The organism is Candidatus Margulisiibacteriota bacterium (genome assembly GCA_003242895.1).
Taxonomy (GTDB): Bacteria; Margulisbacteria; Riflemargulisbacteria; order GWF2-39-127; family GWF2-39-127; genus GWF2-39-127.
Genome location: QKMY01000075.1, coordinates 1 through 11,887 on the forward strand (window position 1 = coordinate 1; position 11,887 = coordinate 11,887).

General features: G+C 37.3%; 9 protein-coding genes. 5 read left to right on the plus strand and 4 right to left on the minus strand.

From position 1 onward, the window contains the following. Positions 1 to 263 precede the first annotated feature (263 nt). Positions 264 to 1,409 (plus strand): hypothetical protein, encoded by a 1,146-nt coding sequence (locus DKM50_13660; GenBank protein PZM77235.1) that lies wholly within the window; start codon positions 264 to 266, stop codon positions 1,407 to 1,409. A gap of 15 nt (positions 1,410 to 1,424) precedes the next feature. Here the strand turns inward: DKM50_13660 and lgt are convergent, their stop codons facing one another. The 4 genes from lgt to DKM50_13680 form a co-directional block, all read right to left on the minus strand. Then, entirely contained in the window at positions 1,425 to 2,198 is a 774-nt protein-coding gene (lgt, locus tag DKM50_13665) for a prolipoprotein diacylglyceryl transferase (protein ID PZM77236.1), read from the minus strand. Next, positions 2,195 to 3,541, minus strand: coding sequence for an RNA polymerase sigma-54 factor (gene rpoN, locus DKM50_13670; protein ID PZM77237.1), 1,347 nt, complete (start codon positions 3,539 to 3,541; stop codon positions 2,195 to 2,197). The genes lgt and rpoN overlap by 4 nt, the downstream gene beginning before the upstream one ends. Before the next feature lie 90 nt (positions 3,542 to 3,631). Further along, positions 3,632 to 4,642: a hypothetical protein gene (locus DKM50_13675; GenBank protein PZM77238.1), complete on the minus strand. Its 1,011-nt coding sequence runs from the start codon at positions 4,640 to 4,642 to the stop codon at positions 3,632 to 3,634. 204 nt (positions 4,643 to 4,846) lie between these two features. Further along, complete coding sequence (locus DKM50_13680) at positions 4,847 to 6,253, minus strand: hypothetical protein (protein ID PZM77239.1); 1,407 nt, start codon at positions 6,251 to 6,253, stop codon at positions 4,847 to 4,849. A gap of 184 nt (positions 6,254 to 6,437) precedes the next feature. On the opposite strand from DKM50_13680, the gene DKM50_13685 reads away from it, so the two are divergent. The 4 genes from DKM50_13685 (at position 6,438) to DKM50_13700 (ending at position 11,805) form a co-directional block, all read left to right on the plus strand. Further along, positions 6,438 to 7,322: a GTPase Era gene (locus DKM50_13685; GenBank protein PZM77240.1), complete on the plus strand. Its 885-nt coding sequence runs from the start codon at positions 6,438 to 6,440 to the stop codon at positions 7,320 to 7,322. A gap of 54 nt (positions 7,323 to 7,376) precedes the next feature. Next, on the plus strand, positions 7,377 to 8,720 hold the full coding sequence (locus tag DKM50_13690; protein ID PZM77241.1) for a 23S rRNA (uracil(1939)-C(5))-methyltransferase RlmD: 1,344 nt from the start codon (positions 7,377 to 7,379) through the stop codon (positions 8,718 to 8,720). 448 nt (positions 8,721 to 9,168) lie between these two features. Beyond that, the gene (gene rpoD, locus DKM50_13695) at positions 9,169 to 10,290 is read left to right on the plus strand and encodes an RNA polymerase sigma factor RpoD (protein ID PZM77242.1); all 1,122 of its coding nucleotides are present in this window, start codon (positions 9,169 to 9,171) and stop codon (positions 10,288 to 10,290) included. 21 nt (positions 10,291 to 10,311) lie between these two features. Next, complete coding sequence (locus tag DKM50_13700; GenBank protein PZM77243.1) at positions 10,312 to 11,805, plus strand: hypothetical protein; 1,494 nt, start codon at positions 10,312 to 10,314, stop codon at positions 11,803 to 11,805. Positions 11,806 to 11,887 lie beyond the last annotated feature (82 nt).

An 11,887-nucleotide genomic window follows, 5' to 3' on the forward strand; every position in this document is an offset into this window, starting at 1 on the left:
TAAAAAATCAAAACCATCCAGGGTTTAGTAAATTTTTTGGCAAAAATCTGTCCTATACATTCCTATATCTTTGTGTGAATTTTCTATTTAGGAGTTGGGGGCAGCATATTTTTTGAAATATAATAATATTTATTACGATAATACAGTGTGTAAGTGTTCTCTTCGGAAATGTATTCTTCAAATTTTAGATGTTTAGCTATCAAAAAACATGGGTACTTAATTAATAGTACAAGAAGAATCTAATAACGAAAAGGAGTCTATTTATGACTTTTGAAGTTAACACAAATGTATTCGGAACAACTACCCCAAACAATAAACCTCAAGCAGCAGACAAGCACCCGGAAAGCTCCGTAGCAGACAAATCGAGTGCTCCTTCGAATATTGACTCAACGGAAACAAAAAAAACCTCTAACACGCAAACTAAAGAACCTCTCCCACCTGCTATTAAATTCGAAAAAAGCCAGAAGTCAATAGATGTCCTGAATGGGTCTATCGACAAACTAAATGGCTCTAAAAACGCACAGGAAGCAGCTAAAAACGCAAGCGAGGCAAAAGTAGCTCAGGACGAGGTCAAAAATAGCCTTGATGATTGTAAGAAAAAAATTATTGAGGATGCAAAACGTTATACCAAGAATGAGTATCACAGCCAATTAGAATCGATTAAAGATCCGGAAGAATTATTATTATTTATAAGAAAACACTGTAAAGATGATGATGCAAAAAAAATGTTCGAGAAAAATATTGATGATTACAAAGAACTCTATTTACGAGCATCAAAAGCCTTAAACCGAGTAGGCCAATCTGCAACCGAAATAAAAATGAGATTTTCAGATGATCCGACAGTTCAGTTACTAGCAAACCAAATCGTCCAAAACACCCGGGATTTCTTCGCACAAAATAATGATTTCAAAGCATTAGACGAATTTAATGCAACTATAGATCAAATCATGAGCAAAATGAATGAAAAAGACTTAAATGCCAGAATAAATTACTGTTATAATTTTAACCGGGGTATTCGTGAACAACTTAAAGATATTTACCAAAAAATAAACGATCTTAATAAAGATAAAACCGAGTTAAAAGCTTTAGACGAAAAAACAAAACAAATAAATGAAGCCAACAAAGAAGTATTTGCTAAAAATGGAGAAATCGAAGCCAGAATTGCTACAATTGATGCTACCCTCGATAAATACCAGCTTCAGGTAAAAGGGTTATCACAAAAAATGATTATTTTTTCTTCCAAATTAAACTCTTTTATCGGAAACGCCTCTGACAAAGTTAATCCTGCAAACAGGGACCTCTATAGCAAATTCATTGAGCTAAAAGCTATTTGTTTTACGCCTGGGGATAATAAAATCGTGGACGATGAGTCCTGCTACGATCAGATCCCGCAAGAAGCCTTTGTGTAACAGAAGCCAGCCAGGTCACAGCGATTCTGTCTCCCATAACTTGCGGGAATACATAATATAGCCCGCAACAACAATTGTCAGAATACTAATAACCTGAGCCACTTTAAGAGGTCCCAGCATTAAACTGTCAGCCCGGAAAAAGCATACGAAAAATCTGATGATCGAGTAAAGAATAAAATAAAGCATTGATAAAAACCCTGGCTTAAAAGGACGTTTCCTTAATCTCCACAACATTAAAAAAATTACGAAATCAAGCACCATTTCATAGAGCATTACCGGGTGTATCGGAGTATCGGGGAACTGCATTCCGGCAGGGGTATCCGAAGGGAAGATCACTCCCCATGGCAATGACGTCGGGACCCCGTGAGCATCACCATTCATGAAATTCCCAAATCGTCCAAATACCTGGCCAAGAGAAAGGCCTAATACCGAAATATCTCCGACTGTCCACAGATTAAACTTAAACATACGAGAAAATACTAGAATCCCAATGATTGCGCCTACAATACCGCCGTGGATAGCTAAGCCACCTTTCCATATAGCTACGATATCCGCTAGATTTTTACTGTAATAACTCCAAGTGAAAATTACGTAATATATCCTGGCACCTAAAATGCTTAATAGAAAAGAATACATCATGAGGTCAATATATTTCTCAAAATTCCAACCAAGCCCACGACGCTTAATTTCTAAATTTGCAATGTAAATTGCAAATAAAAAGCTAATCAGATACATTAAGCCGTAATATCTTATGACTATTGGCCCTATTTGAAGAAAAACCGGATTCATTTTTTGTCTCCTCGTTTAAATGATGACGGAAGTTTTATACTACTTCTATATTTTGCAACGGTCCTACGCTTTATGTAAATAGCGAATTCTTCTAATTTTTGGGCGATTTTGAGATCGGAAAAAGATTGATTCTGATCCACTATATCCCGGATAATGTACTTCACTCTCTCTACGGCAACGCCACTGACCTGACGAGGACAAAGGTATTTCAGAGGAAGTATTCCTGAAGGTGTGGCGATATATTTAGAGGCTATGGCGCGGCTAATAGTCGAAGAATGCACTTCAACTTGCTCTGCAATTTCTTTCTGATAGATAGGCATAAGAAAATGAATACCTTTGTCAAAATAATCTTTCTGCCTTTCAACTAAGATATTTCCAACTTTATCCATCATTTCATTTCGGCGGCTTATCATATCTATGAGCTTTTTGGCGTTATTAATTTTCTCGCGAATAAATTCCTTGGTTTTTTCATCGGTATCAGGAGCCTGAAAAAGGTCGAGATACTTCTGGTTGAAACGTATTTTTATCCCCTTTTCTTTCTCCAGGTTAATGAACACGTATGAGTCCCCTTCCTTCCTGATCTCAAAAGAAGGAATTACATTAACCTCGCCATTATTATTCAGAAAACTCTCGGCAGGAACCGGGCTGAGATTATTCTCGATAAATTCAGCTGCCCGTTCGACATCTTCTTCGTCGATACTAAGCTCCATCGCAATAGTCTCATAATCTTTCCTCGCCAGTTCCTCAAGATAATCTGTAACTATCATATCTAAAATTTCTTTAAGGTCGTCGTCTTCAAAAGAATAGGATTGGATCTGAAGAAGCAAGGATTCCTTGACATTCCTGGCCCCGACACCCGCCGGCTCAAAAGACTGGACAACAGAAAGCAAGCTTTTTATACGATTTTCCGCAACGTTAAAATCCTTCATCAATTGAACCTTAAGATCAGGGAACCCCTCTAAAAATCCCCGGTCATTAATATTCTCGATGATCTTATTGGCGATCGAAAAGTCCGGTTCCTCTAGATATTCAAGTTCTAGTTGAACCATGAGATGATCATAGAGCGAGCCACCATTTGAGGCTACTTTATCCAGGTAATTAAAATGTTCTTCTGATGGAGACCGAAGCCGTGTTATAGAGGACCCGCTATCTCGTAAATAAGAAAGCAACGCATCTTGCTGCTCAATATCTACGACTATATTTTCTTCGCTTTCCTGTTGAACTTTTGCGGTTAATTCCTGATATGGAAGATTAAGTATCTTCAAGCTTTGGATCATCAATGGAGTCAATATTTGCTTCAGTTGTTGTCGAAGCTCCAGTCCTTGTTGCATATTTAATTGCATACTTATATCCTTTCGCGCCTTACAAACAGCAAGATCATAATCAGCATCATCTACTATACGATCAATAGTAAGGGAATACAAGGGAATTTGTTATTTAATAATTTCTTTATCATATCTCTCTTTGTTCGAAATATTTTCTACTAGATTATTAAATGAGGGAACGAGGCGATTCTTTATCTTTATATAAATAAAAATGATAAATACCAAGATAAATATTAAGACAAAAAATGTTTTAATGAATAGTAATCTATAGTTATTAACAGGGATAACCCGTATTCTAAAGTCTTTATCAATATTTCTGGCTGTGAAATATGTAATATTAATGTCACTGGAAATGTTTTTGACTCTCTTATCAATACTAGCGACGCTATCGTTTATATTTATGTCAATATTATCATCTCCAATAACCAGCAAATCAATAATTGGATAGATTGCCTTAACAGGCAGTTCATATGTCCGCTTAAAATTGTACGGAACTATAACGGTATATGAAAAAATACTTTCTCCGGGACGGACCCCCTCGTCAAAAGAAATATTTTTGTTGGCAATCTTTGCGATAGGAGAAGCGTTAAGCAATGTAGCACCTTCAAAAAACGGATATAAAAAACCATTATTTCCTGAAACAAAGTAATTCAAGCCTTTGTTTTCGAGTATTAACCGCACATCAAAAATCAAGTGATCTTTCATCGAAGAAATAATGCAATGATAAAGCTTTATGGTTAAATCCTGCGGCCTATAGTCCGGAGTGTATACATTGAGAGTAATCGAGGCCTCGTTATTCTGAATGGTTTCCTTGTTATAGAAAGTGTATCCTTCGTATACCGTGCTTAAAGATAAAACACTTTCAGTAGTCAGCTGCTCCAAGTCTTTTCTCGCGAATCCGGTTTTATCTGAGGTTAGATCCGTAGTTGCTACGAGTTGGTCTTTATTAAAGAGAACTAAATCTACGGTTTGGTCTTTCACGTAAGTGCCCAAACCATTATTGTACACTTTTATCTCTATAGAGTATAGCAAGGGGGTTTCAGCTAATAATAAAAAAATAAAACTTAGTAAAAATCTATAAATATAATAATTGCTTTTCATTTTTTTCTTTAACCGCATATAAATTGTAAATAGCCCTATTTCCATCTTACAATATTATCAGAACTTTTCAATAGGATTGGAATATAACTACAGGAAAAAAAACAAATTTCTATAAAAACCGGCAGATAAAAGAGACGAAAGATTTGGCGCATCTGCGCAGGTGAGATTCCTACCGGATGCGCTCAAATATAAAAGCTGCAACAAATCTAGGAGCAAAATTTATTAATTTATTTCGATAACAACATAATACGAAAACCCTTCTCTACGGATCAGCAACAATAACCGGTCCCCCTTTTTTATATCAGCTATTGCCTTATCGAAATCATTGGTGTTTGTTACCTCTTGCTGATTGACTTCCATGATGAGATCACCCGGCTTAAGCCCAACCTCGTCTGATAAACTCCCAGCTTCTATATCAGAAACGAGTACACCCTTTAATCCTTTATATCCCAGTTTATCCGCTAGATCCTGAGTTAACGGCTGAACCTTAAGTCCAAGTTTATTGAATTGTGCCGGCGGTGATGACTTCTGAGCTGCCTTACCTTCCTGTAACAATTCTATATGTGCGGTTATCTCCATTTCTTTGCCATTTCTAATAATGTTCAGCTTAACATTCTGCCCGACCTTTGACGTCGCGACCATATTCCTGAGTTCCGCCGGATCGGTTACTTTCTTTCCATCATAACTAGTAATTACGTCCCTGCGTTTTACCCCTGCTTTTTCAGCAGGACTTCCCGGTGAAACCTCAACGACCAGGACACCCTCTGAGGTTTTTACGCCCAGTTGCCGAGCCAGCTTCTCATCTATCTGCTGAATATACACACCCAACCATCCACGTGTGATCTTTCCATATCTTATCAGGTCATCCATGACAATTTTCGCCATATTCGAGGGGATTGCAAAACCGATGCCTTCATAGCCCCCTGTCCTGGAAAATATCGCAGTGTTAATTCCTACGAGCTCTCCATTAATATTGAGCAGTGCACCGCCACTGTTCCCTGGATTGATCGCGGCATCCGTCTGCATAAAATCTTCATAATCAACCAGACCGATTCTCGACCTGCCTTTTGCCGATATTATGCCAACCGTAACTGTTTGAGTAAAACCAAAAGGACTCCCGATTGCAATTGCCCATTGTCCGACTTCTATTTTGTCAGAGTCACCGAATCTCACCACAGTCAGGTTTTTTGCCTCGATCTTGATAACAGCAAGGTCGGTCTTCGTATCCACCCCAATGACTTTTCCCTTGAACTCACGAGCATCATTCAATCTCACTACTATCGAAGTCGCGCCTTCAATTACATGATTATTAGTCAGAATATATCCTCGAGAATCGACAATAACACCAGAACCAAGACTAGTCTGTTTGTAGTCACCTCGAGGCGCTTCAAAGAATTTTCGTAAAAAATCGTCTCCAAAAAATTCTCTTAACGATTCTTGAGCTTCTTCGTTCTTAACTACCCTTGTTGTTGAAATATTAACCACTGCCGGAGTCGCTTCTTTCGAAATCTTAATAAAAGCATCTTGGGCCCCATCCAATGATTTTGAGGTATCGATAGTCATGCCAGGAACAACTACTATAAAGAGCATAGCTAAGGTTACATTTGCAGCAATCATTTTTCTTATCATATTCTGCTCCCTTCATAAACTTGCAATACCATTAATGACCATCGCACCATACTGAAATACAGTGCCCCGAATATATATCTATAATAAAAAATATTCAACGGATAAAATCGTTACTTGATTTGGAGTAAATTATTAACTATACTTACATAACTAAAACAAACAAATTCATATTTGAGGAGTAAAGATGTATAAAAGCGGTTTTGTTGGACTCATTGGCAGGCCTAATGTAGGGAAATCAACACTCCTTAATACGATTATCGGGGAGCAGATATCAATAACTTCTAATGTCCCGCAGACAACAAGAAATCAGATAAAAGGGATTTTTAGTGACGTGCGCGGGCAAATTGTTTTTATTGATACTCCCGGCATACACCAGACTACCGCTAAGTTTGGTGAAATACTTAACGAGACTGCGCTTAACGTTCTAAGTGACAGCGATATCGATGTCGTTCTTTATATCGTCGATGTATCACGTCCTTTCGGACCTGAAGAAAAGTTTTTATCCGAAAACATATTACACCAGAAAAAACCCTTCATCTTAGTGTTTAATAAGATTGATTGTCCCAGAACTTTCATTAAAGAGTACACTCAACTGTTCAGCGATTTTAAGTCTGTAGATATCTCAGCTCTCAACAAAACTAACACAGAGGAGCTCATCGAAAAGATATTTAATTATCTGCCCGAAGGTGAGCCGTATTTTGATCCCGAAGAGATCACAGACCAAAATCTGCGGTTTATTACAGCTGAGATAATCAGGAAACATGTAATCATTAACATGCAGGATGAAATTCCTCATGCCACTGCGGTAAGAATCGAAGAGTTCAAAGAATTACCTGACGGTTCTGCAGTTATAGATGCTGTTATTTATGTTGAGACCGAAAGCCAAAAGAAAATTATGATTGGGAAAGACGGGTCGAAAATTAAGACAATAAAAAACTTTTCGAAAAGAGAGCTAAAGAATTTTATCCAAGGCTCAATCACGCTTACTCTTAATGTAAAAGAGAAGCATAACTGGAGAAAGAATAATGGCTTCCTTAAGTCGCTCGGTTACACCGAGAAAACAAACTAATTGCTGTAGATAAGCCTCATACCCGGCAGCCGCAATAAACTGGACAAACACATTATGGACAAACACATTACCTCATTAGAGATTACCGACATCTGTTATGGAACTTATGGCACCGGGAAATACGAGAACAAATTAATCTACGTCAAAGACACAGTTCCAGGAGATATTGTTTCGGTAAGGATCAAAAGAAAAAGGAAAGGGATACATTACGCCTCGGTAACCGAGATGCTAAAAAAATCCGAACTTCGCGCTCAATCGGACTGTCCCCACTTCCCTGAATGCGGTGGATGCTTATTCAGAGATATAACTTATGAAAATCAACTTATTCTAAAAAATCGATTATTATTAAACGAATTGAAACACCAGGATATTTATGCAGAACCTGAAGCAATAATTCCTTCTCCAACTACTTTATACTATAGAAACAAAATGGAATTCACTTTCGGAACAAAAGATGGTTCGATAATACTGGGAATGCACAAAAAAGGCGATTTTTCTACTGTAATCAACACTCCGGAATGCCGGCTGCAATCAACCAAGTCAAGCAGAATAAGAGAAATTATCATTGATTGGGCTAATAAAAACAACCTGATTTCATATAATCCAAGAACGCATGAAGGCACACTTCGTCACCTGCTTATCAGGGAAGGTAAAAATACCGGACAGATTATTATTGCGTTGATTACAGCCCATGAAAACCTGCCTGACCTCGAACTGCTCTCAGAAATATTGAAAAAAGAAATTACCGAACTCGTAGGTTTTTCTCTTGTAATAAATAGTAATATTGCAGATACCGTCACTTATGAGCAGCAGATCACTATTACAGGCCAGAACTATTTCCTTGAGAAGCTTGATGAGAGACACTATGAAGTATCACTTTCATCCTTTTTCCAAACAAACAGCAAAGGGACAGAGGTATTGTACCGGCATTTAAAGGATATAGTAAACACTATCCCAACAGAAACTGTGCTAGACCTCTACTGCGGTGCAGGAAGCATTGGCATCTACATTGCTGATCTAAAAAAAGAAATAATTGGAGTTGAACTCCATGCACAATCCATTCTTAATGCAGAAATAAACAAAACCCTTAATAACCTGACAAATATCTCCTATCACCATAAAGACGTCAGACTATTTTTAAAAGAATTCAATTACGATAAAGAAAATACTTTGGCAATCATCGATCCGCCACGGGAAGGCCTTCACCCTAAAACGAGAAAAATGTTACTTGAACATGCGTTGCCATGGTTGATTTATGTTTCCTGCAATCCAAAAACTCTTGCAATTGACCTTAAATACTTACAAGAAGGTTATACGATCAGCTGCTTACAGCCTTTCGATTTATTTCCGTACACACCTCATCAAGAAAGCATTGCGCTTTTAATTAAAAAGGTATAGAATCCCCCTATTATTTTCGGCAATCAAAATATCCTCTTACTGTTTATTTCTTAAAATATCTATTTTTATAATGTCCATTTATTGATATCATATTATATGGAGTTGTTGCTTAGAAAGTTGATTAATAACTTTCACAATTATCAATTAAGCTACCGTGGCTGATAGACAGTAAGCTGGTAAAGTCTGCAACAACAAAAATAATGGCGTTAATTGAAATAACATATCATGTCTCGATCAACTGGTAGTTATACTAAATTATTCGCTGTGTCAGCTAAATATTGTTTTAATCTAAACGTTGACTTAATAGAGAAAAGAAGTATAATAATAAATTCGGGGTATTATAAAAGCACAAAATTAATGTTACTACAGCTAATTATTGTAGCAACACTATTCAGTGCTGGTTAAAAGCGATGAATTGAAGATTAAATAAAAACAGGTGGCGATATCTATGGACAATTTTGACGATAAAATTTTTTTTGAAGATACTCAAGAATTCTCAAACGAGGTTCCCTTTGAAGATAAACAGGAAATTGAGCAGTTAGAGAAAATAAGCACTGAACAAAATGGTTATTTAACGCCGGATGATATATTAGGTTTCATCTATAATCCGGAAGATAATCTGGAGTTCATTGAAAGCTTGGTAGATCAGGGAATAGATATAGTATCTGAACTTCCGGAAACTCAAGAAGCTGAAACAAAACCTGAGATTTCTGAAAAGCAAAAAGAATTGCATGAAATAAAAACTAACGATGTTGTTAAAATGTATTTGAAAGAGATTGGAACGGTAGACCTTTTAACATCTGACCAAGAGCAAGAACTGGCAAAACAAATAGTGAGTGGAAGTACAGCAGCAAAAAAGGACCTGGTTAACTCTAACTTACGATTAGTAGTAAGTATAGCAAAAAAATATATTGGCAGAGGACTTACCTTTCTTGATTTAATACAAGAAGGGAACATTGGGCTGATACGAGCTTCTGAAAAATTCGATTATACAAAAGGTTATAAGTTTTCCACATATGCTACGTGGTGGATTAGACAAGCAATTACGAGAGCAATTGCAGACCAATCAAGAACAATAAGAATACCTGTACATTTGGGAGAAACAATATCAAAGCTGCGAAAAATTTCTCGAATGCTAATGCAAGAATTTGGCAGAAAACCAACTGAGAACGAAGTAGCTGAAAAAGCTGGAATTCCAGTTGAAAAGGTAAGAGATATTTTCAACTCGGCGTTATCTCCAGTGTCTCTGGAAACACCAATAGGCGATGAATCAGACAGTTCAAAACTTGGTGATTTCGTTAAAGATGAAGCTTCTGCTTCTCCAGAAGAGCTGTTATACAGGAACTTACTGCGTAATGATTTAGAGAATGTCATGAAAGAACTCTCTGAAAGAGAACGAATGGTATTAAAACTACGATTCGGGCTAGATGATGGAAGACCAAGAACTCTCGAAGAAGTTGGAAAAGTGTATGATGTTACCAGAGAGCGTATCAGGCAAATCGAATCAAAAGCACTAAGAAAACTCAGGCACCCGTCCCGACTTAAAAAGTTAAAAGATTATCTAAAATAAATACATCTAAAAGGCGATCAATTGATCGCCTTTATATTGACACCATTGGCATGTAGTCCTATTCTAATATTTGATAAGCCAAATACCATGCAAATAAATCATTTTCCATATAATAAAGTTAATAACGAAATACTCTTAGAGATAAGAGAAGCAGTTGGTGATCACCTATTAACCGATGCAGATGCCGTAGTAAACTTTACCTCTGATGAAAGTAAACTCACGTCTATAATACCAGAAATAGTAGTGTTTCCACAGACAACGGAAGAAGTATCAAAAATAATGAAAATCGCGTATTCATACAGTATCCCTGTTACACCGAGAGGTGCCGGAACAAATGTCACAGGTGCTGCAATCCCTATCTATGGAGGGATTGTAATGTCACTGGAAAAAATGAATAAACTCCTTGAGATTGATAAGGAAAACATGATGGCCGTCTGCGAGCCAGGGATTATTAATATCACTTTGCAGAACAGATTAAGTGAACATAATTTATTCTACCCACCGGACCCCGCAAGCGTTAACTCATGTACTATCGGAGGAAACGTTGCGCAATGTGCAGGCGGAATGAAAGCTGTAAAATATGGAGTAACAAAAGATTATGTACTTGGTTTGGAAGTTGTTTTGACCACAGGAGAGATTATTACTCTAGGAGGGAAACTAAGAAAAAACGTCACAGGTTATGATATCCTGGGGCTTCTTATCGGATCAGAAGGCACATTGGGCATTATTACGAAAATAATTCTGAAAGTTCTCCCTCTTCCACGGTATAAAATCGACCTCTGGATACCCTTTTCCAGCTATACTGACGCATTGACCTTCCTTCCCAAGATTTACCAATCACAATACGTCCCTTCAGTAATTGAATTCCTCGAAAAGGATTGCATTAAAGCCTGGGAAAAGCTGGAAAAGAAAAAGCATCAATATAGTAACGCTCAAGCACATATTATAATTGAACTTGATGGAAACCATCTGGAAATGCTTGAAAAAGAAAGTACCGATATCGCGAAACTTGCAGAAGACAATAATGCAATGGATATTCTTTATGCCGACACTCCCGCGCTCCAAAATAAAATCTGGGAAATACGACGGAAAATAAGTGAAGCCTTGCGTTTCATAGGAGGAAAAAAGGTATCGGAGGATATCGTGGTCCCTCCTTCAGAAATCTTTACGTTCATGAAAAAGCTTAAAGTAATTGCAAAAGAGACAGGCTTCAAGCTCATTGGTTACGGACACCTGGGAGACGGGAATATACATGTAAATATCTTAAAATGCTCACTCACGGAAACCATGTGGAAAAAAAACTTACACGAAGTAATTACCAGAATTTTTAACTTAGCTATTTCATTAGGGGGGACAATCACAGGAGAACATGGAATAGGCCTTACCAAAAAAGAATATCTACAGGAGGCATTAGGCGATACAAATTATTTATTGATGAGAAAAATAAAGAACCTATTTGATCCCAAGAACATACTTAATCCAGGAAAAATATTCAAACTATCGAGTAGGAGGTAGGTGATTAATTCACCTACCGACCTCTCACACCACCGTACGTACGGTTCCGTATACGGCGGTTCAACAAGAATTAATGTACTTC